Source organism: Eremococcus coleocola DSM 15696 (assembly GCF_000428865.1).
Classification (GTDB): domain Bacteria; phylum Bacillota; class Bacilli; order Lactobacillales; family Aerococcaceae; genus Eremococcus; species Eremococcus coleocola.
On the sequence record NZ_AUAT01000005.1, the window covers coordinates 72,363 to 94,096 of the forward strand.

The 21,734-nt window shown below is 36.9% G+C and carries 19 protein-coding genes; 13 read left to right on the top strand and 6 right to left on the bottom strand.

What is annotated here, in order from left to right; genetic code table 11:
- Positions 1-51: 51 nt before the first annotated feature.
- The 6 genes from treC to rpmH form a co-directional block, all read right to left on the bottom strand.
- Positions 52-1,716, bottom strand: a complete 1,665-nt coding sequence (gene treC, locus G396_RS0101835) for an alpha,alpha-phosphotrehalase (RefSeq protein WP_028124866.1) — start codon at positions 1,714-1,716, stop codon at positions 52-54.
- Between the two features lie 19 nt (positions 1,717-1,735).
- On the bottom strand, positions 1,736-3,244 hold the full coding sequence (gene treP / locus G396_RS0101840) for a PTS system trehalose-specific EIIBC component (protein WP_006418890.1): 1,509 nt from the start codon (positions 3,242-3,244) through the stop codon (positions 1,736-1,738).
- Positions 3,245-3,452: 208 nt separating this feature from the next.
- Positions 3,453-4,364 carry an RNA-binding cell elongation regulator Jag/EloR gene (gene jag, locus G396_RS0101845; RefSeq protein WP_028124867.1) on the bottom strand — a complete coding sequence of 304 codons (912 nt, stop codon included), beginning with the start codon at positions 4,362-4,364 and terminating at the stop codon, positions 3,453-3,455.
- Positions 4,365-4,394: 30 nt separating this feature from the next.
- A complete protein-coding gene (gene yidC, locus G396_RS0101850; RefSeq protein WP_006418752.1) occupies positions 4,395-5,228 on the bottom strand; it encodes a membrane protein insertase YidC in 834 nt (277 codons plus the stop codon).
- The gene (gene rnpA, locus G396_RS0101855; protein ID WP_028124868.1) at positions 5,218-5,598 is read right to left on the bottom strand and encodes a ribonuclease P protein component; all 381 of its coding nucleotides are present in this window, start codon (positions 5,596-5,598) and stop codon (positions 5,218-5,220) included. Before rnpA ends, yidC begins: the two co-directional genes overlap by 11 nt.
- Positions 5,599-5,867: 269 nt before the next feature.
- On the bottom strand, positions 5,868-6,002 hold the full coding sequence (gene rpmH / locus G396_RS0101860) for a 50S ribosomal protein L34 (protein ID WP_006418931.1): 135 nt from the start codon (positions 6,000-6,002) through the stop codon (positions 5,868-5,870).
- A gap of 450 nt (positions 6,003-6,452) precedes the next feature.
- Between rpmH and dnaA the strand changes: the two genes are divergently transcribed.
- From dnaA to dnaB, 13 genes are all read left to right on the top strand, one after another.
- Positions 6,453-7,802: a chromosomal replication initiator protein DnaA gene (dnaA, locus tag G396_RS0101865; RefSeq protein ID WP_006418716.1), complete on the top strand. Its 1,350-nt coding sequence runs from the start codon at positions 6,453-6,455 to the stop codon at positions 7,800-7,802.
- A gap of 171 nt (positions 7,803-7,973) precedes the next feature.
- Complete coding sequence (gene dnaN, locus G396_RS0101870; protein ID WP_028124869.1) at positions 7,974-9,128, top strand: DNA polymerase III subunit beta; 1,155 nt, start codon at positions 7,974-7,976, stop codon at positions 9,126-9,128.
- Between the two features lie 151 nt (positions 9,129-9,279).
- On the top strand, positions 9,280-9,516 hold the full coding sequence (yaaA, locus tag G396_RS0101875; protein WP_006418720.1) for a S4 domain-containing protein YaaA: 237 nt from the start codon (positions 9,280-9,282) through the stop codon (positions 9,514-9,516).
- A gap of 2 nt (positions 9,517-9,518) precedes the next feature.
- Positions 9,519-10,637, top strand: coding sequence for a DNA replication/repair protein RecF (gene recF, locus G396_RS0101880; protein WP_028124870.1), 1,119 nt, complete (start codon positions 9,519-9,521; stop codon positions 10,635-10,637).
- A 12-nt stretch (positions 10,638-10,649) separates the two neighbouring features.
- Positions 10,650-12,569 (top strand): DNA topoisomerase (ATP-hydrolyzing) subunit B, encoded by a 1,920-nt coding sequence (gene gyrB / locus G396_RS0101885; protein ID WP_006417661.1) that lies wholly within the window; start codon positions 10,650-10,652, stop codon positions 12,567-12,569.
- 40 nt (positions 12,570-12,609) lie between these two features.
- Positions 12,610-15,159 (top strand): DNA gyrase subunit A, encoded by a 2,550-nt coding sequence (gyrA, locus tag G396_RS09865; protein ID WP_176686272.1) that lies wholly within the window; start codon positions 12,610-12,612, stop codon positions 15,157-15,159.
- Between the two features lie 69 nt (positions 15,160-15,228).
- On the top strand, positions 15,229-16,173 hold the full coding sequence (locus G396_RS0101895; protein ID WP_028124871.1) for an FAD:protein FMN transferase: 945 nt from the start codon (positions 15,229-15,231) through the stop codon (positions 16,171-16,173).
- Positions 16,174-16,309: 136 nt separating this feature from the next.
- Positions 16,310-16,609: a 30S ribosomal protein S6 gene (gene rpsF, locus G396_RS0101900; protein WP_006417646.1), complete on the top strand. Its 300-nt coding sequence runs from the start codon at positions 16,310-16,312 to the stop codon at positions 16,607-16,609.
- Between the two features lie 44 nt (positions 16,610-16,653).
- Positions 16,654-17,202, top strand: a complete 549-nt coding sequence (gene ssb / locus G396_RS0101905; RefSeq protein WP_006417655.1) for a single-stranded DNA-binding protein — start codon at positions 16,654-16,656, stop codon at positions 17,200-17,202.
- Positions 17,203-17,224: 22 nt separating this feature from the next.
- Positions 17,225-17,458 carry a 30S ribosomal protein S18 gene (gene rpsR, locus G396_RS0101910; protein WP_006417659.1) on the top strand — a complete coding sequence of 78 codons (234 nt, stop codon included), beginning with the start codon at positions 17,225-17,227 and terminating at the stop codon, positions 17,456-17,458.
- A 157-nt stretch (positions 17,459-17,615) separates the two neighbouring features.
- Positions 17,616-19,631, top strand: a complete 2,016-nt coding sequence (locus tag G396_RS0101915; protein ID WP_028124872.1) for a DHH family phosphoesterase — start codon at positions 17,616-17,618, stop codon at positions 19,629-19,631.
- The gene (gene rplI / locus G396_RS0101920; RefSeq protein WP_006417653.1) at positions 19,628-20,080 is read left to right on the top strand and encodes a 50S ribosomal protein L9; all 453 of its coding nucleotides are present in this window, start codon (positions 19,628-19,630) and stop codon (positions 20,078-20,080) included. Before G396_RS0101915 ends, rplI begins: the two co-directional genes overlap by 4 nt.
- A gap of 161 nt (positions 20,081-20,241) precedes the next feature.
- A complete protein-coding gene (gene dnaB, locus G396_RS0101925; protein WP_028124873.1) occupies positions 20,242-21,603 on the top strand; it encodes a replicative DNA helicase in 1,362 nt (453 codons plus the stop codon).
- Positions 21,604-21,734 lie beyond the last annotated feature (131 nt).

Below are 21,734 nucleotides of genomic sequence, written 5' to 3' on the forward strand. Positions count from 1 at the left end.
TAAATAAAAGACCTTTTGGCTAATATTCGCACAAAAGGTCCTAAATTATTCTTATTTAATTAAAAATACTGCAGTTTCATAATCCCCTAATTGGACTTGATCCTTTAATACAGATAAAGAACCATTACCAATTAATTTCTGATAAGAACGATTAAAGTCCAAGCCGAGTTCTGAAAGATCCACTGTCAGCTTACCTGGATAGAAATGAGATAAGACGAATAAGGTCTGGCCTTGATAATCCCGCCGGTAGGCCATAACCTGTGGATGATCTAATAATAAACCTTGATAGTTACCCACTTGAATAATAGGATATTGCTTTCTCAGCGCAATCAACTCTTTATAATAAGGTAATATCCGTCCTTGACTTTCTTCTTGCGATACATTGATGCTAGTATAATTTGATGCAACCCGAAGCCAAGATTCAGCCTGAGAAAATCCAGCATGCGGACTAGCATCCCATTGCATTGGGGTCCGACTGTTATCCCGAGACTTAGCTTGAATAATCTCCATTATTTTAGCTTCAGAATAATCTTTATCTAACATAATTTGATAATTATTGAGGGTTTCCACATCCTGATAATCTTCAATATTTTGAAAATTAGGATTTGTCATGCCGATTTCTTCCCCTTGATAAATATAAGGGGTGCCCCGCATCAATTGGATACTGGTTGCCAACATCGAGGCTGTTTCAAAAGGAAAATTAACTACATCTCCAAATCGACTATTCGAGCGTGGTTGGTCGTGACAATTCCAAAATAAAGCATTCCAACCCCCACCATCAGACATCCCTGTCTGCCAATCATTTAAAATCTTCTTCAAAGCTAGGAAATCAAAGGGTGGATTAGACCATTTTTCCCCATCCTCATAATCCACCTTTAAATGGTGGAAAGAGAAGACCATCGATAATTCATGATTTTCAGGTCGAGTATATTCAATACAATTTTCAATGGTAGTCGAAGACATTTCACCAACGGTCACAACACCATCATAAGACCCAAAGGTTGCTTGATTCATTTCATGAATCCATTCATGGACAATCGGAGTATCTGTATAAAGACTCTTTTCTTGGCTAGAACCTGGCTGGTCACTATCCACTAATTGCTCGGCTTTACCGATCACATTTAAGACATCAAAACGGAAGCCCCGTACACCTTTATCAAGCCAGAATTGCACCACATCATACAATTCACGTCGGACGTTAGGATTATGCCAATTTAAATCAGCTTGGTGTAGTTCATAAAGATGTAAATAATATAAGTCTGTATCACCAAATTGCGCCCAGGCGGGGCCACCAAATTTAGAATCCCAATTCGTCGGTAAGGAACCATCGGCTTTAAGGGGACGTAAATAGAAGAAGTCTTGATAATATTTATCTCCAGCTAAAGCCTTTTGAAACCACTCATGCTCGGTTGAACAATGATTTAATACCATATCCATCATAATCCCAATACCATGTTGATCGGCCAAGCTGACTAATTCTTCAAAATCAGCCATGGTTCCAAAATCAGGATTGATAGCCTTATAATTAGAAATATCATAACCATTATCATATTGGGGTGAAGGATAAATCGGATTTAACCAAATCATATCAACACCTAGGTTCAAAATATAGTCAAATTTTTCTATAATACCTCGAAGATCACCAGTACCTGAACCAGTACTATCCTTGAAAGATTTAGGATAAATTTGATAAATAATGGGCTGTCTACTTTGCATGAGGGCCTCCTTAAAAATACTATTTGTTAAAGAATGGAATATTAAAGTTTAAGGTATTATTCTTTAAGAAACCAATCTTATTAAAGACTAAGGTCAATACAAATGGTACTACAAGTGCTACAGCCATAGCAACAAAAAACATAACCATAGAATCAATATGAATAACTAAAAATCCTGGTAAACCACCAACCCCGATAGAGTTAGACACCACTTTGAAGCTGGTAGCAATAAGACCAGCTATACCAGAACCACACATGGCAGCCACAAATGGATAAACATATTTTAAGTTAACCCCAAACATAGCGGGTTCAGTCACTCCTAAGTATGCAGAAATCGCTGATGGAATTGTAATTTGTGATTCATCCGCATCTTTACGCGTTAACCACCAAACAGCTAAAACAGCAGAACCTTGGGCAATATTTGATAGGGCAATCATTGGCCATAAACCAGTAGTACCTGTGTCAGCAATTAATTGTGAGTCGATGGCATTGGTCATATGGTGAAGACCTGTAATAACCAGTGGTGAATAAAGGGCACCAAATATTAAACCAAATAACCAAGATAGAGGTCCTGTTAAACCAGCCAATACAACATTTGAAATGATAGAACCTAACCACCAACCGATTGGACCTAAGATAGTATGAGCTAAGATAACTGCTGGTAATAATGATAAGAATGGCACAAAAATCATTGAAACATATTCAGGTACGACTTTACGCCAGAATATTTCTAAATAAGATAGGGCTAGACCAGCAAACATAGCTGGTAAGACTTGGGCTTGGTAACCAATCATATCTAATTTAAAGAAACCAAAGTCCCATTGAGGAACTTCACCACTAGCTAAGGCATCAGCCGCCCCATAAGCATTTAATAATTGTGGAGAAACTAAGGTAATTCCTAAAACAATCCCTAGAATTTGGGTGGTACCCATTTTACGAGTCACAGACCAAGTAATACCTACAGGCAAGAAGTGGAAAATTGCTTCACCTGGTAACCATAAGAAAGCATTTACTCCATTCCAGAATGGAGAGACATTCACGATTCGATTCCAAATCGGTTCACCATCCGGAGTAGTTTGTTTAACACCATCAATGACTTGTTGTCCTAATGATTCGAAGCCCACACCTTCTAAAATATTACGGAAGCCTAAAATCAGCCCCCCAACAATGATAGCAGGAATAATTGGTGCGAATACTTCAGCTAGGAAAGTCATCACTCGTTGCCACCAAACTTGGTTACTCTCAGAAGCTTTTTTAACATCTTCTTTAGAGCCACCAATAACACCAGAAGCCTTTTCAAAATCTTTATAGAAATCAGCCACATCATTACCAATAATCACTTGGTATTGACCTGCTTGGGTAAAAGAACCCTTAACAGATGGTAGAGCTTCAATTTCTGTAGTCTTAGCAATCTCAGGATCCTTCAAGGCAAACCGCATCCGCGTCGCACAGTGAGTCACCGCATTAATATTGTCCGAACCACCAATCAGGTTTAGTAGTTCTTTAGCATCATTTTCATACTTAGTCATTTTTCTCTTCCTCCCTTTTGTTCAAACAAATAAGTATGGGAGTATTATAGCTTAATGATTTAAATAAATATATAGGAAATCTTTAAATTATTTATTTCACAATATAAAAACAAAAAAAAACAGCTAAGTATTTATAAGCAATTCTGTACTAATAATCATGGGATTATTCCTTTGCTTAAAACTTAGCTGTATTATTTAAAATTTAAAATTATACGTTTTCTTCCTTAACATATTCCACAACTAAATAACGATTTGGTTCTTTTCCTTCAGAATGTGTAGAAATATGAGCAATATTTGAAAGATGGGCATGAATTTGTTTGCGCTCATATGCAGGAAGGGCATCTAAAATAACTGGTTGCCGCGTTTCAATCACTTCTTTGGCGGTATTTTCAGCCATTTGTTCTAAGACATTCGCCCGACGGTCCCGATAATTTCCCACATTTAATTCAACATTTAAATAACGATGATGGAGACTCAATAAAAGGGTTTGGGCCAAAATTTGAAGGGAATTAATGATTTTACCGTGTTTACCAATCACTAAACCAGATTTATCGGTTTCGATTTCAAACACCACATTTTTACTAGCGCGTGTCGCAGAAACGCTCGCATCAGCCCCGTATTCACGAATAATATCTTCTAAATACTTAGATACGGTGGTTAAAGCTTCTTGAATATCTACCGCATCATTTTCTTGACTTGCTTGATTTAATTCTGCTTGTTCTTGGTCGGATTGAACAGGCCTTGCTTTATTTACTTCTTCAGAAGCCGCCTCAGTTAGATCTGATTGAATCAACTCAGACGTGTTACTTTCAGTGACGGGTACTTCAGTTACTTTGCTTTCAGTTTCAACCGGACTTGATTTTACTTCTAATTCCTTTTCTTCCTTAAGAGGCTGATTGGTTTTTGTTTCTAATTCTTGGGTTAATTCAGATAAAGATACTTTTTCTTGGCGTTGGATATCCACAACAGCATCTTGTTTATCAAAACCAAAAAAACCTTTCTTTCCTTCATTAATTACTCGAACGGTTGCTTGATCTCTTGAAATTCCTAATTCCTTTAAACCTTTTTCAATCGCTTGATCCACTGTTTCTGCTTTAACTGTAATTGAATGTTCTAACATAGTCTATTCCTTTCTTTATCAACAGAAGCCTTATTTCCGTTTGGTTGCACGTTTTAAGGCCTTATTTAATTGTCTTTGTTTTTCTTTCTCGGCGTCTTTTTTAGCTTGTCGTTCCGCGATAATCTTATAGGGATTATTCAAGACCAGGGTTTGAGCTACTGTAAAGGCATTGGTTACCACCCAGTATAAAGAAAGGGCGGCTGGTAAAGAAATCCCAATAAAAAGAATCATAAGCGGCATGGTGAATAGCATAATTTGCATGCTAGAATTCTTTTCTGGTTGAGCCTTCATAGACAAGTAAGACGTAGCAAAAGTTAAAAGGGCAGCTATAATCGGTAAAATGAAGTAAGGATCTCTTTGCCCTAATGAAGTCCATAAGAAATAACCTTGATTAATTTCGGTCGTTCTTTGAATAGTTTGGTATAAGGCCATCAGAACCGGTAATTGAATTAATAAAGGAAGGCAACCGGCAAATTGATTGACATCATTCTTTTCCATGATTTCTTTTTGCTCTGCCTGCATCATTTCCATTGAGGCCGCATCCCGATTTGGATATTTTTCCTTCAAGCGGCTTAATTCAGGTTGAATCTCCTGCATTTTACGTTGGGATTCAATCTGCATCTTAGTCACTGGCAATAATATTACCCGGATAATTACCGTAAAGATGATAATCCCAATGGCATAATTACCACCAAATAAGTCTGAAAGCCAAATAATAAATTGACTTAAGTAATACAAAATATAACGATCCCAAAATCCAGTTGAGTCCTGACTCAGGGGTGCATTTGTCCGCGAACAGGCTGCTAAAAACAAGGTAAGTCCAAGTAGAATTGAACTTTTAATCCACTTTGATTTAATTTTCATTGAAACCTCCCATGATACTTTTTAATATTTCTTTATCCAAGATATGGGCCAAGTTCATGACATGGATCATCGATTTTCTGACCTCAGCCATAGAGCGCCCACAAATATCTTTTCTTGCAATCAGTAGAATATCAAGGTCAGTTTGAATCGCTGGTTCTAACTCATGCAAGGCCTGTCTTAAATAGCGTTTAATTTGATTTCGCTCAACCGCATTCCCCATCTTTTTTCCTACAGACAGACCCACCCGAAAATGACTTTGACCAGGTTTAGCATAGGTATAAAGCACAAGCTGCCGATTAGCAATCGATTGGCCATGGTGAAAAACTTCTTGAAATTCTTTTTCTTTTTTTACCCGATATTTCTTTTTCACTGACAACCTCTCACTTCTACTAAAAACATTTCGCTCCTTATTATAGCTAATATTTGATAAAAAGAAAAATACTTGTTAGCAATTTGATCAAATAAAAAGAACGAGCTAGAAGCATCCTCGGATATTTTTTGCTTCATTCACTCGTTCATACAAGACTACTTACTTGAAACAAGTCGTATTACAGTATGGTTTTCAAGTAAACAAGACTGTAAGCAAGTATATTTTTGATAAAAAAATAGGACTGGACTTGATGCCCAGCCCTATATTCATTATACTGCTAAAGATTTACGGCCTTTTTGACGACGTTTTCTTAACACACGACGTCCATTTTTAGTTTTCATACGTTGACGGAAACCGTGAACTTTTTGACGATGACGTTTTTTTGGTTGGTATGTTCTTTTCATGCGTTACACCTCCTGATTGCATACTGTAAGTACAATACCACAATATTTTATAGAAGCTTGATATGTTTGTCAAGATATTTTATAAAAATTAAACCAGACCAGTCGTGTCTTATCCACAAGATATCACAATTGTTAAAAACTTGTGGATAAAGTTTACAGCCTAAAATTTTTCTTCACACCATTTTACTTAAGATATTAACAATCCACAAGAAATTCAAGATATACACAGTTTTTTGTGCATAAGTCTATAATTTATGATAAAATCAAAGCTGTAGACTTTTAAAGTTTTCCACAAATAGATAAAAATAACTTAAATTCTGGACTTATCCACACTTTTTATCAACTTGTGCATAAATCAATTGATTATATGTTGATAAAACACAATGATATAAAATGAACTGTGTATAAGTACCCTTAATTTGATTAGTTACAGATGAAAGGATTACCTGAATGGAAGATATGCAAAGTTTCTGGATAGAAATTAAAGACTATCTTAGAGATATTCTCTCCCAGTCCACCTATAAAAATTGGGTGGATGCCACCTATCCAATTCGTTTTGATAATCGTTCAATCACAATTGCGGTTGCCAACAAGATGACCAAAAAATACTGGGAAGATCACTTAGCTGGTTATGTTTTACAATACAGCAACCGACGTTTCGGTACAGAATATCAACCCATCTTTACCATTGTCCAAGATAACGAAGAAAATTTTCGACCTCAAATTGCTTCAAATTCAGAAGTAGATCTTAAGAATACTCAAACCGATTACACCACTGAAAGTCACCTCAATCCAAATTACACTTTTGAAAACTTTGTTATCGGTGAGGATAATAAGATGGCTTCAGTCGCAGCCTTAGCCGTTGTTGAAAGCCCTGGTAAAACCTACAATCCCTTTTTAATATATGGAGGCGTGGGGCTGGGTAAAACCCATCTCATGCAAGCGATTGGTAATGAGATTAAACATCGGAATCCTGGTGCAAAGATTAAGTATGCGACCTCAGAATCTTTTGTGAATGACTTTATTACTTCAATCCAAAATGGGTCCCAAGACCATTTCCGCCAAATGTACCGTGAGATTGATATTCTCTTAATTGACGATATTCAATTTCTTTCCAATAAAGATAAAACACAAGAAGAATTTTTCCACACTTTTAATGCACTCTATAACAACGGTAAACAGATTGTTTTGACCTCTGACCGGCTACCGAATAATATTACCAATCTAGAAGAACGTTTAATCTCACGCTTTAAATGGGGCTTGTCCACCGATATCACTCCCCCTGATTTAGAAACACGGATTGCTATTTTACGCAAAAAAGCTTCAACCGATAATCTTGATATTAATTCAGAAACCTTGACCTACATTGCCAGTCATATTGATTCCAATATCCGGGAATTAGAAGGTGCCTTAGTTCGTGTAATTGCTTATGCTGCCATAAAAGGGCTCGATATTACTACCGATCTTGCAGCCGAAGCCTTAAAAAACATTGTTGATGACAATCAACAAAATGATATCACCCCTAAAGAAATTATCGACCAAGTGGCCCGCTATTATAATGTCACCGTAACTGATATAATAGGTAAAAAGCGGAAAAAAGAAATTGTCATGCCGCGCCAAATTGCCATGTATTTAAGTCGCCAATTAACCGAATTATCCTTTCCCAAAATTGGTGAAGAATTTGGTCACAAAAACCATACAACCGTCATCCATGCCTTCGAAAAAATTAATGATGAAATCAGCTATAACATTGAACTCAAAGAGGATATAAATAAGCTAAAAAAATTGTTGATGTCTTAAACTGATTTATGCACCTGTTGATAAGTTTTGGACTTATCCTCAATTTTTCCACAAGCTTATTCACTGGTGAAATTCAAGCCTAGCTTGATCCAATTGATTTTTCTACAATATCCACAGGCCCTACTACTATGACTATTTAATTTAATATTATATTTATAAAGGAGTTCACCCATGAAATTTACGATTAATCGTCAAAAATTTACAGATGTCTTAAATAATGTTTCACGCGCAATCCCAGGAAAAACAACCATTCCCATTTTAACTGGGATTAAGATTGAAGTTAATCCTGATGGCGTTACTTTAATTGGTTCTGATGCAGATATCTCAATTGAAAGTTTTCTTTCAAATCAAGATGAATCTTTACAATTAAATATTAAAGAACAAGGTTCCATTGTCGTAGGTGCTCGTTTATTTAATGATATTATTCGTAAATTGCCAACTAATGAAATTCTCCTTGAAAGTGATTCTAATTACTTATTAACCATTACCTCAGGTCCTGCTGTTTTTACCTTGAATGGTCAAGATGGGGCAGCTTATCCTCACTTACCAGAAATTGATTTTGAAAATACTGTCAGCCTACCTACTTTGGCTTTTAAAGAAATGATCAACCATACCATCTTTTCTGCCTCCAACCAAGAGAGTCGACCTATTTTAACTGGTTTAAATTTAAGTATCCACCCTGATTATATTTCCGGGGTTGCGACAGATAGCCACCGTTTAAGTCGCCGTGAAATTCCCGTTGAATTAAATACGGACTTGCTTGATTTAACCAATGTCACCATTCCTAAAAAGACCGTGACTGAATTAGTTCGCATTGTTGAAGATGACCAAAAACTTCAAATGTTGGTGAATGAACAGCAAGTTATTTTTATTTTAGAAAATCTAACGATTTATTCCCGCCTACTTGAAGGGAACTATCCTGATACGGACCGTTTAATTCCAAGCGACCATCAGACTCAATTAGTGGTTAATGCGAATGATTTCCTAGCAGCCATTGAACGGGCTAGTCTTATGTCTCACCAAAGTAAAAATAATATTGTCCAATTATCGATTAAAGACCAAGCGGTTGAACTTTCTGTATCTGGTAATGAACGGGGCCGAGCCAGTGAGGATATTCAGCTGAAAGCAGTAAGTGGACAAGACTTATTAATTTCCTTTAACCCAGACTACATGCGAGATGCCCTCAAGTCCTTTAATGGGATTGATATTAAAATAGACTTCCAAACCGCTGTGCGGCCAATGCTTCTGTCTGCTCTAGATGGTTCTGACTTAGCCCATAATGAACTTTTACAATTATTAACCCCAATCCGGACCCATCAATCTTAATAATATTCAAAAAAACGGCCTTTTTAGGCCGCTTTTTTATTTTAGACAAAAATGCTTATTTGGGCTTATTTTTACTTAAATGAATAAAAATTTGTAGTATAAGCTAATAAGGGGTATAATATAGTAGATAAAATGGAGGGTTGGTGACTAAATGGAAGAAGAAGTATTAAAAATTGATTCTGACTATTTAACTTTAGGACAATTACTGAAATACGTAGACATCATCGCTTCAGGTGGGATGGCTAAGTGGTATTTAAGTGAATACATGGTTTATGTGAATGGAGAAAGTGAAAATCGTCGCGGGAAAAAACTTTATCCAGGTGATTTAATTGAATTCCCCCATGAAAATCGTATAATTCGAATTTATGGTTTATCTGATAGTGATTGAGTATGAAATTAAAATCAATTCATTTAAGCCATTACCGTAACTATAGCAATTTGCAGCTAGAATTAAATGATGGTTTGACAATATTAGTTGGCAATAATGCCCAAGGAAAAACCAATCTCCTTGAGGCCATTTTTTTGCTATCGGTGACTAAAAGTCATCGGACCAATCACGACCAAGAACTGATCCAATGGGGCCAGGACTTTGCTTTAGTTGAAGGTCAGGTCCAAACAGAGAATTATTCCTATCCCCTTTCCCTGCAAATTTCTTCCAAGGGTAAACAAGCCAAATTTAATTATATCGATCAAGCTAAGTTATCGAGTTTTATCGGAAAATTAAATGTAATCCTCTTTGCTCCTGAAGATTTACAAATAATAAAAGGGGCTCCCGGTTTACGGCGTAAGTTTATTGATACGGAATTAGGCCAATCCCATCCTGTTTATTTACAAGAATTATTAACCTACCATCGCTTGTTAAAACAACGGAATCGCTATCTAAAAGATTATGGTCGTTCGACTAAGTTTGATGACTTATACTTTGAAGTACTTAGTCAACAATTTATTGAACAAGCTGTCAAAGTGATAGGCTACCGGACGAAATTTGTTCAAGACTTAGCCCGTTTAGCCCAAGAAATTCAAGAAGAACTATCAGGTCAAAAGGATCAATTAACTATTTCTTATGATGCCAGTCATTCTCGTCTTAATTATCAAGAGATAGACCAACTGGCTCAAGCCTTTACCGACTTATTTGCAGCAAACCAGCAACGAGAAAAAGACCAAGGGGTTACCCTCTATGGGCCGCACCGAGATGATTTAAGTTTTTACTTAGACGGCAAGCCAGCGCAATTTTTTGGGTCGCAAGGCCAGCAACGAACCATTGTCTTAAGTTTAAAATTAGCTGAAATTGAATTGATTAAGGAATTAAAAGGTCATTATCCGGTCTTACTCCTAGATGATGTTCTTTCAGAATTAGATGCCCATCGGCAGACGGTTCTGATGACCCGGATTGCTAATCAAGTTCAAACTGTCCTAACGACGGCTAGCTTAGACGGTCTTAATCTAGACCATCTAGCTCATTTATCTATTTACCAAGTAGACCAAGGCCACTTAGAAAAAGAGAAATAAGGAGAATAATCTATGTCCGAACCTATCAAAAATAATGGCTATAATGCCGATCAAATCCAGGTCTTAGAAGGCTTAGAAGCTGTACGTAAGCGTCCTGGTATGTATATTGGGACCACCTCAATTGATGGTTTGCACCATCTCGTTTGGGAAATTGTAGATAATTCCATCGACGAGGCCTTAGCAGGTTATTGTGATCATATTGAAGTCTTCATTGAGGCAGATAATTCCATCACGGTAATTGATAATGGACGTGGGATTCCAGTAGATATTCAATCAAAAACCGGTCGTCCTGCGGCTGAAACGGTATATACCGTACTCCATGCAGGGGGGAAATTTGGAAATGATTCCTACAAGGTATCTGGAGGTCTCCATGGAGTTGGGGCAGCTGTGGTCAATGCCTTATCCACTCATTTAACCTTAGAAATTTTCCGTGAAGGTAAAATCCATCATTTAGAATTTGAACGTGGCCTTGTCACTAAAGAATTAGAAGTGATTGGTGAAACTGAATTAGTGGGAACTAAAGTGAATTTTGTACCGGATGGGACTATTTTCACTGATACGACTGATTTTAAATATGAACGGTTGAAAGATCGGATTCAAGAATTAGCTTTTCTTAACCGAGGCTTACGTATTTCCCTTGAAGATAAGCGGGAAGAACGTCAAGCATCTGATTCCTTTTTCTATGAAGGTGGGTTAAAAAGCTTTATTGAGCATTTAAACCACGCCAAAAAACCGCTTCATGAAGAGCCAATTTTCCTTGAGGGTGAAATGGATGATATTGCGGTTGAAATTGCTTTGCAATATACCGATTCTTATTCAACCAATCTTTTATCTTTTGCTAATAATATTCATACCCATGAAGGTGGGATGCATGAATCTGGTTTTAAGACGGCTTTAACCCGGATTATCAATGATTATGCCCGTAATAATAACCTTCTTAAAGACAGTGATGATAATCTTTCCGGTGAAGATACCCGGGAAGGCTTAACTGCCATTATTTCAGTCAAACATCCTGATCCTCAATTTGAAGGTCAAACCAAGACGAAGTTAGGTAATTCTGAAGTGCGGACCATCGTCGACCGCTTATTTACCGCTGAATTTAATACCTTCTTATTGGAAAATCCTCGGGTCGCCAAAATAATTGTTGAAAAAGGAATTCTAGCAGCCCGCGCTCGGTCTGCTGCTAAACGCGCCCGGGAAATGACTCGGAAGAAATCAGGTTTAGAAATTGCTAATCTACCCGGAAAATTAGCTGACTGTTCTAGTAAGGAAGCTGAAAAATGTGAATTGTTTATCGTCGAAGGTGATTCAGCGGGTGGATCTGCTAAGCAAGGTCGGTCCCGGATGTACCAAGCGATTTTACCAATTCGGGGTAAAATCTTAAACGTTGAAAAAGCAACCATGGACCGGATTTTAGCTAATGAAGAAATTCGTTCCATGTTTACTGCTATGGGGACTGGTTTTGGGTCTGAATTTGATGTTAATAATGTTCGTTATCATAAATTAATTATTATGACCGATGCTGATGTGGATGGGGCTCATATTCGAACTTTATTATTAACACTCATCTTTAGGTATATGCGTCCCCTCATAGAAGCAGGTTATGTTTATATTGCTCAACCGCCTCTCTACCAAGTAAAAGTTGGTAAGAAAGAAACTTATTTGGATACCGATGAAGAATTAAACAAGTGGCGCAAAGCTAACCCGGATGCCCGTTATAAACTACAACGGTATAAAGGGCTGGGTGAAATGGATTATGAACAATTATGGGAAACAACTATGAATCCAGAAAATCGCCGCCTTCTGCGAGTTAAAGTGGAAGATGCTGAAGTAGCTGATCAAGTAATGTCCATGTTAATGGGTGAAGATGTTGAACCAAGACGCGCCTTCATTGAAGATAATGCTGTTTATGTTCAAAACTTAGATGTCTAGGAGCGAATGTATTCAAGAAAGGAAAAAATAGATGACTGAAATATTTGATGATATTGATCGTGATTATGAAACGGTCAGTCTACCTGATGAAATGCGAAATTCATTCCTAGACTATGCCATGAGTGTTATTGTGGCACGGGCTCTACCAGATGTTAGAGATGGCTTAAAGCCAGTCCAACGTCGGATTCTTTATGGAATGAATGAAATTGGCGTGACGCCAGACAAACCCCATAAGAAATCAGCTCGGATTGTCGGCGATGTCATGGGGAAATACCATCCTCACGGTGATTCGGCAATTTACGAAGCTATGGTTCGCATGGCCCAACCCTTTTCTTATCGGGAACTCTTAGTTGACGGCCATGGTAACTTTGGTTCTGTCGATGGGGATGGGGCAGCTGCCATGCGATATACTGAAGCCCGTATGAGTAAGATTTCTGTAGAAATGTTAAGAGATATCAATAAAGATACCATTGATTTTCAAGATAATTATTCACAAGAAGAAAAAGAACCTGTTGTTTTACCGGCACGTTTTCCTAATTTATTAGTCAATGGTGCTTCTGGGATTGCGGTTGGGATGGCTACCAATATTCCCCCTCATAATTTAGGTGAAGTGATTGATGCGCTAGACCTTTTAATGAAAAATCCCGATGTGACTGTGGATGAATTGATGGAAGTCTTACCGGGTCCTGATTTTCCTACTGGGGCACTTGTCATGGGTAAATCTGGGATTCGTCGTGCTTATCAAACCGGTCGGGGTAAAATTTTAGTCCGTTCTAAAGTAGATATTGAACAGTTAGCTAATGACCGAGAACGGATTGTCGTGACTGAGATTCCTTATGGTGTGAATAAAGCTAACCTAGTTAAACGGATTGCTGACCTAGCCCGGGATAAACGGATTGAAGGCATAACTTACGCCAATGATGAATCAGGTCGTGAAGGAATGCGGATTGTCATTGAAGTTCGCCGGGATACCTCAGCCAGTGTAGTTTTAAATAATTTATATAAGTATACGCCGATGCAAGTAAGCTTTGGCTTCAATATGTTAGCCATCGATAAAGGTGTTCCTAAAATATTAAACTTAAAAGAAATCTTATCGAAATATTTAGACCATCAAGTAGAAGTTATCCGGCGGCGGACAGAATATGATAAACGGAAGGCTGAAAATCGGGCCCATATTTTAGAAGGCTTACGGATTGCTTTAGATCATATTGATGAGATTATTCATATCATTCGTTCTTCCCAAGATGGTGATATTGCTAAGCAAGAGTTAATGAACCGTTATGAATTATCAGATGTACAAGCCCAAGCAATTTTGGATATGCGCTTAGTGCGTTTGACTGGATTAGAACGTGATAAAATCGAAAAAGAATATGCTGATTTACTCGACCTTATTCAACGTTTGACCGAAATATTAGGGAGTCAAGAACGGATTTTCCAAATTATTGAAGATGAATTAAATGAAATTCGGACCCGTTTTGGTGATGCTCGTCGGACCGAACTTCATATTGGTGAAATCACCGATATTGAAGATGAATCTTTAATTGAAGAAGAAGATGTTTTAATTGCCTTAACCAACAAAGGGTATATCAAACGGATGACCCAAGATGAATTCTCTGTTCAAAATCGTGGGGGACGTGGGGTCAAAGGCATGGGCTTAGGTGATGGTGATCATATCCAAACTTTGGTTTCATGTTCAACCCATGACACCCTCCTCTTCTTTACCAATCAAGGTAAGGTTTATGAAAAACGAGGTTTTGAAATACCAGAATATGGCCGGACCGCTAAGGGGTTACCAATTATTAATTTAATTAAAATTGATAAAGGTGAAGAAGTGAAAGCCATGATTTCTATTTCAGATCAGGATACCGACCATGAAAAATATCTTTTCTTTGTCACGAAAACCGGTACGGTAAAACGGACTTTATCTTCTGAGTACTATAATATCCGGAATAATGGCTTAATTGCTTTGAACTTAAAAGAAGATGATAGCTTAGTTGCAGTGATGGAAACAGATGGTAATAAACCAATTATTATTGGAACCCATGAGGGTAATGCCATATCCTTCCTTGAAAGTGATGTGAGAGCCATGGGCCGGACCGCTACAGGTGTTCGCGGTGTACGCTTACGTGACGATGATTACGTTGTGGGCGCTGATATTATGGTAGAAGGTTCGGATGTTTTAGTTATTACGGATAAAGGATACGGTAAGCGGACCCCTGTGGAACAATACTCTATCAAAAATCGGGGTGGTTTGGGTGTTAAAACTTCAAATATCTCAGAAAAATCAGGCAAGTTAGCTGGTCTTTTAGTGGTGGAAGGCCATGAAGATATTCTGGTCATGACCAATCAAGGGGTTGCGATTCGGATGAAAGTTGAAGGGATTTCGCAAAGTTCTAGAGCGACACTAGGTGTGCGTATGATTCGTTTAGACCAAGAGGCAGTCGTATCTTCAATCACGACAATTCTTGAGTCAGAAGAAGATGATCCTGAGCTAGTGGATGATCCTGCTAATTCAAACCAACTAGAACCAGAAGCAGAAATTGATTCTGAAAGCAATGAAGTTTCCCCTGATTCCAATGAAGAAGCATAAATAATCAATTAAAAACTGCTGTTAATTTTTATCAAAATTGTCAGCAGTTTTTTTTAAAAGGAGTTTAATATGGATTTATATAGTAATCAATACCGTATGATGGGGACAATTATATCCGTGATGATTGGAAGTTCAGATCCAAACCAAGCCAAGACTTTATTAACAGATGTTCAGGCGATGATGGCGGATTTTGAAAGAAGGTTTTCTGCTAATAATAATCAATCAGACCTCATGGCAGTTAACTTAGCGGCGGGTCAAAATCCAGTCAAGGTGGACCAAGATCTATTTGATTTAATTGTTTATGGTAAAGAAAAAAGTATTGCTTCAGATTTAGCTTTAAATATAGCGATTGGTCCCTTAATTAAGCTCTGGCGGATTGGCTTTAAAGATGCTCATCAACCCCAAGCGGATGAAGTTACTCATGCTTTAACACTTATTGACCCACATTTTATTGAATTAGATCCTGCCCAAAGAACAGTCTATTTAAGTCAGGCAGGCATGGAAATTGATCTGGGTGCTTTAGCCAAAGGGTATTTTGCAGATCAGGCTAAAAGTTATCTTCTAGCAGCTGGGATTGATATAGGTATAATAAACTTAGGTGGCAATGTTTTGACCTTAGGAAAACCAGACCGACAATTAGAACCATATTGGAAAGTTGGGATTCAGAATCCTCAAGCTGAACGTAATAAGCATTTAGGTTTTGTTAAAGTAGTCAATCAATCAGTGGTAACCTCAGGAATATATGAGCGACAGTTAGAAACAAACGGCCGTCAGTTCCACCATATTTTTGATTCTAAAACGGGTTACCCGATTGAAAATGACCTGGCTTCAGTGACAGTTATCGCTGACCAATCCTTAGCTTGTGAGGCATGGACCACCATCTTATTTAATTTGAATCGTCAAGCCGCTATTGATTTAATCAATCAAACTAAAGCGATTGAAGGAGTGGTGGTTGACCGTCATAACCAAGTCTATATTTCAAATGGTTTGAAAGATTCTTTTATAAAAATTTAAAAATAAGGTAAATCAAGATAAGAAATCCTTGCTTTTCCAATGATTTAGTCATATAATTTATAGATGTGAGTATTTAATAATAAATACTCTCCTTGCCCTATGTTAGGGCCAATAGACCATAAGGAGGTGTAGCAAAATGGATCAATCAGTTGAATACGAAATTTTATATATCATTCGTCCTGACTTAGCAGATGATGCTAAGAAAGAATTAGTAGAACGTTTCGACTCAATCTTAACAGACAATGGTAGTGAAATTATCGAATCTAAAGACTGGGCTAAACGTCGTTTTGCATATGAAATCAATGATTATAAAGAAGGAATCTATCATTTAATTCACTTAAAAGCGACAGATTCTAAAGGCATCGATGAATTCGACCGTCTTTCTTTAATCAATCGTGACATCTTACGTCACATGATTACTAAAGTAGAAGACTAATTTTAAAAATGTTTCACGTGAAACAGTGAGGGAGGATAATTTAATTGAACACAGTACAATTAATTGGCCGCTTGACGCGAGAAGTTGACTTACGTTTCACATCATCCGGTACTGCCGTAGGTACTTTTACCTTAGCAGTGAATCGTTCATTTACCAATCAACAAGGTGAACGTGAAGCAGATTTTATCCGCTGTGTTATTTGGCGTAAAGCCGCTGAAAACTTTGCTAATTTTACTCGTAAGGGATCACAGGTTGGAGTTGAAGGTCGGATTCAAACCCGGTCTTATGATAACCAACAAGGTGAACGTGTTTATATCACCGAAGTAGTTGTAAATAATTTCCATTTATTAGAACCACGTCAAGTGACAGAACAGCGTCCACGAGAAAATAATAACAATTCAGCAAATAGTAATTATCAAGCAAATAATGATAATAACTATAATAGCTATGCTAATAATAACCAAGGGTTCCATCAAACAAATCAAAATAACAATGGGCCTTCATTTAATCAGAATTTTTCTAATTTTGATGAATCCCCATTTGCTCAAGATGGTAAACCAATCGACATTTCCGAAGATGACTTACCATTCTAACTATTAAAAGGAGGTCAAACTTATGCCACAACGCCGTGGAGGAAGACGTAGAAGAAAAGTATGTTACTTCTGTGCTAACCATATTGATCACCCTGATTATAAGGACGTAGAATTATTACAACGCTTTATCTCTGATAAAGGTAAAATTTTACCACGTCGTGTAACAGGTACATGTGCTAAGCACCAACGCGCTTTAACAATTGCAATTAAACGTGCAAGAATTATGGGCTTATTACCATTTGCTGTTAAAGACTAATTTAATTATTGAAAAGTCTGGAACATTAATTGTTCCAGACTTTTTTTGTATGGAAATAACTAAAACATGTTTCACGTGAAACATAACCGTGATTAGCTATCAATGCTAGATTGTGGTAAAATAAGCTATAACATTAAGTAATATGAGGAGAATGTGAATGCAAAAAATTAAGAGCTTTTTCAAGTTTTTTCATTCCTTAGAAATATCCTGGCAAATATATTCTATTGTGATTCTCTATTTATTAATCATGCTATCCGCCTTTTATATTAAATGGCAATTTGGGTTAATGCTACTTTTCTTGTTAGTCATTGTAATTATTTTCATAATTTTTAATTTTCAAGATGTAGCGGATAATATTAATGTTCTAGCGAATAATATTTCAAAATCTGCCCAAACCGTACAAGAAGATGCCATGTTCCGGGCTCCCATAGCAATTACTATTTATGATGATCAACAAAGAATAAAATGGATTAATCCTACCTTTCAACATCTTTTTATGGGTCAAGATTTATTAGGTGAATATCTAATATCTCTAAATTCTGATTTTAAAAAAGTGTTGGCTGTTAAAGATGATGACCAGTGGCACCAGGTTAAGTTTATGGATAGCTACTTTAAAGTCTTACATCGTGAAATTAACCATACCTTATATTTAGTCGATATTACTGAGGAAATTCAGATAAAGGAAAATCGTAAATTTGACCAAGTTGTATTTGGTTATTTATTTATTGATGATTATAATGAAGTTCTAGAAGCAATGGATGACCGTCAAGTAGCTAAGTTTGATTCAGACTTGTTATCAGAAATTACCCGTTGGACTAAGTTACACGGTATATATTATAAACGTCTCGATGAAGAGAAATTTATCGTGATTATGAATATGCGGACTTTAGATAGTTTAGAGGAGAATAAGTTTAAATTCTTTGAGGAATTAAGAAAACGGAACTATGCTAAGAATATTCCTATTTCTATTTCTTTGGGGATCGCTTACTCAGAAAATGAAATTTATGATATTAATGGCTTAGCAGAACAAGCCCAAAATAACTTAGACTTAGCCTTAGGCCGTGGTGGCGATCAAATCGTCGTCCGCAGCCAAGATGGACGGGCTCGTTTCTATGGTGGTAAGACTAACCCTAGTGAAAAACGTTCTAATATCCGTTCTAAATTAGTTTTTCAAGCCCTTCGAAATGCTATTTCTAAAGCAGACCGGGTCTTGGTAAGTGGTCATAAGCGACCGGATACAGACTCAATCGGGTCAGCTTTTGGAATTTATAAATTAGCCCGTCATCTCAATAAAGAGGCGCGGATAATTATTAATCCTATGGAAATTAATAGTGATATAGAACAACTCTTAAGCTTACCTAATGAAGAATATCAACTTGAGAATGTTTTAATTAGTCATGAACAAACGAAAGATTGGATTACTCCATCTACTCTGATTATTATGGTAGACCATCATCGTCCTTCACTTTCAGAAGCAGAAGACTTCTTAGAAAATCATGCACTCATTATTATTGATCATCATCGTCGAGGCGAAGAATTCCCTAAAAATACAGAATTATCTTATATTGAAATTTATGCTTCATCGACTGCTGAGTTAATTACTGAGTTCTATATGAATATGCGGAATACCAGTCATAACCTTAATGCCTTTGAAGCGACAGCCCTCTTATCTGGAATTGTAGTTGATACCAATAATTTCTCAGCTCGGACTGGGTCAAGGACCTTTGATGCAGCCTCTTTCTTAAAATCCAGAGGGGCAGATATTGCGAAAATTAACCGTATTTTAAAAGAAGATTTAGATGCTGTCATTAATCGGAATAAGTTAGTGGATAATTTAGAGATTTATGACAGCGATTATGCCATTTCTAAGGGACCGGAAAATCAAGTGATTGATAATGTGATTGCTTCACAATCAGCAGACCAAATGTTGACAATTAAAGGCGTGGAAGCTTCTTTTGTTATTTATAAACGCCAATCTTTGGAAGAGGATCAATCAGTCATTGGTATCTCGGCCCGAAGTTTAGGTACCATTAATGTACAGACAATCATGGAACGACTAGGTGGTGGCGGTCACCTATCAAATGCTGCAACACAAATATATGATAAAACGATGGATGAAGTCTATCAGATGTTAATTGAATCGATTGAATTTGATCGGGAGGAATCAGAATGAAAGTAATTTTATTAAAAGATGTCAAGAAACAAGGAAAAAAAGGCCAAGTGATTGAAGTATCAGAAGGTTATGGCCGCAATTATTTAGTTAAGAATAACTTAGCTAGGATAGCTGATTCGGGTGCCTTAAATGCCCTAAAATCTAAAGAAAAAGCTTTGGCTCGCCAAGAAGCTGAAGAAGTAGAAGAAGCAAAAAAAATCAAAAAGCAAATTGAAGCTGAAGCAACAGTCGTTACCATCCCTGCTAAGACTGGTGATGATGGTCGTTTATTTGGAACCATTCCTTCTAAACAAATTGCTGAAGAATTAGAAAAACAATATGGGATTAACGTTGATAAACGTAAGATTCAACTGTCTGAGAATTTAGCGTCTTTAGGTCACTTTAATGTTGAAGTAAAATTAAAACCTGAAGTCCATGCTCGAATTAAAGTACATGTTGTTGAGGCTTAATTAATTATCAACCCAGATTATGATCATTAAATCAGAATCTGGGTATTTTTATGACTTTATGACTTAAGTCTTAGCATTTTATCGTTTAATCTTAAATTGAAATAACAAGCCCCCTTGCGTATAATGATACTATCCTAGAAAGAGGTGAGACTTCCTTGGAAATGTTAAATGAACAACAGATTCCCTTTAGTGAGGAAGCAGAAAAATCAGTCCTAGGGGCTTTATTACTAGACCCAGTTAAACTAGCGAATGTAATGACCTTAATTGATGTGGACTCTTTTTACAAAACTAAGCATCAACAAATATATAATGCTATGTTAAAGGTTTATGATGATAGTCAGGTACTTGATACCCTAGTTTTAGCGGAACAGTTAGAAGCCTATGATCAACTTGAAGCTGTGGGTGGTCGTAGCTATTTGATGGAGTTAGTATCCTATACCCCATCTACCGTGAATGTGGAGCATTATGCCCGCATCGTTAGAGAAAAATATATTTTAAGACAATTAATTACTGCTAGCCGAAGCATCAGTCAAAAAGCAATGGAAGATAGTGATGATGTTCAGGACATTGTAGATTTTAGTGAACAATTAATCCTGAATATTGGTGAAGGCTCACAGTCAAACCGACCCCAAGAAGTCAAAAACTTAGTTAAAGAAGCCATTGCTAAAGTTGAAGAAATGTCTGAAAATGGGGGTGAATTACCAGGTCTTTCGACTGGTTATCCTGAATTAGATAATATTATTCATGGTTTTCAACCGGATCAACTAGTCATTGTAGCGGCCCGTCCAGCCGTAGGTAAATCAGCCTTTGCTTTAAATATAGCTCAGAATGTTGCCACAAAAAGTAAGAAACCGGTTGTCATTTTCTCACTCGAAATGAGCGCCTTAGATTTAGTCAATCGTATGATTTGTGCTGAGGGAAATATTAATGCTACTAACTTACGTACGGGTAACCTTACTGATGATGAATGGAATAGTCTCTTTGTAGCAACAGGAATTCTAGGTCAGTCTCCGATTTATATTGATGATTCTGCCGGAATTAAAGTATCGGAAATTAGGGCAAAGTGCCGCCGTTTAAAACAAGAACAACCTGAACTAGGCTTAATTATTATTGACTACTTACAATTAATTGAGGGAAATGGTCGCGAAAACCGCCAACAAGAAGTATCCGAAATTTCAAGACAATTAAAGCGTTTGGCCAAAGAGTTATCTGTCCCAGTTATTGCCCTATCGCAATTATCCCGTGGTGTCGAACACCGACAAAATAAACGCCCCATGTTATCGGATATTCGTGAATCAGGATCCATTGAACAAGATGCTGATATTGTAGCTTTCTTATATCGGGATGATTATCACCAAGATGAAGATGATGAAGATAGTGGTCCAGTTGACGAATTACCAGATAATACTGTCGAAGTCATTATTGCCAAAAACCGGGCGGGTGCCCGTGATACGGCTATTTTGCTTTTCAAAAAAGAATATAATAAATTCTCTAGTTTATCCTTTAGAACAGAAGCGATATAAAGATAAGAGTTTGAAGAAAAACGAGACTAAAGCGAAATGTTTAATGAATAAGATTTGAATTTGATAACAATTCAATTAAGTCTTAATATAAATCGTTAAAAAAGGATTTCTTTTAAAAAAATATGTGATAA

Bases quoted from the DNA above. Each gene is read 5' to 3' on its own strand.
- treC (WP_028124866.1), bottom strand. From the start codon at position 1,716: ATGCAAAGTAGACAGCCCATTATTTATCAAATTTATCCTAAATCTTTC.
- treP (WP_006418890.1), bottom strand. From the start codon at position 3,244: ATGACTAAGTATGAAAATGATGCTAAAGAACTACTAAACCTGATTGGT.
- jag (WP_028124867.1), bottom strand. From the start codon at position 4,364: ATGTTAGAACATTCAATTACAGTTAAAGCAGAAACAGTGGATCAAGCG.
- yidC (WP_006418752.1), bottom strand. From the start codon at position 5,228: ATGAAAATTAAATCAAAGTGGATTAAAAGTTCAATTCTACTTGGACTT.
- rpmH (WP_006418931.1), bottom strand. From the start codon at position 6,002: ATGAAAAGAACATACCAACCAAAAAAACGTCATCGTCAAAAAGTTCAC.
- dnaA (WP_006418716.1), top strand. From the start codon at position 6,453: ATGGAAGATATGCAAAGTTTCTGGATAGAAATTAAAGACTATCTTAGA.
- dnaN (WP_028124869.1), top strand. From the start codon at position 7,974: ATGAAATTTACGATTAATCGTCAAAAATTTACAGATGTCTTAAATAAT.
- yaaA (WP_006418720.1), top strand. From the start codon at position 9,280: ATGGAAGAAGAAGTATTAAAAATTGATTCTGACTATTTAACTTTAGGA.
- recF (WP_028124870.1), top strand. From the start codon at position 9,519: ATGAAATTAAAATCAATTCATTTAAGCCATTACCGTAACTATAGCAAT.
- gyrB (WP_006417661.1), top strand. From the start codon at position 10,650: ATGTCCGAACCTATCAAAAATAATGGCTATAATGCCGATCAAATCCAG.
- G396_RS0101895 (WP_028124871.1), top strand. From the start codon at position 15,229: ATGGATTTATATAGTAATCAATACCGTATGATGGGGACAATTATATCC.
- rpsF (WP_006417646.1), top strand. From the start codon at position 16,310: ATGGATCAATCAGTTGAATACGAAATTTTATATATCATTCGTCCTGAC.
- rpsR (WP_006417659.1), top strand. From the start codon at position 17,225: ATGCCACAACGCCGTGGAGGAAGACGTAGAAGAAAAGTATGTTACTTC.
- G396_RS0101915 (WP_028124872.1), top strand. From the start codon at position 17,616: ATGCAAAAAATTAAGAGCTTTTTCAAGTTTTTTCATTCCTTAGAAATA.
- rplI (WP_006417653.1), top strand. From the start codon at position 19,628: ATGAAAGTAATTTTATTAAAAGATGTCAAGAAACAAGGAAAAAAAGGC.
- dnaB (WP_028124873.1), top strand. From the start codon at position 20,242: ATGTTAAATGAACAACAGATTCCCTTTAGTGAGGAAGCAGAAAAATCA.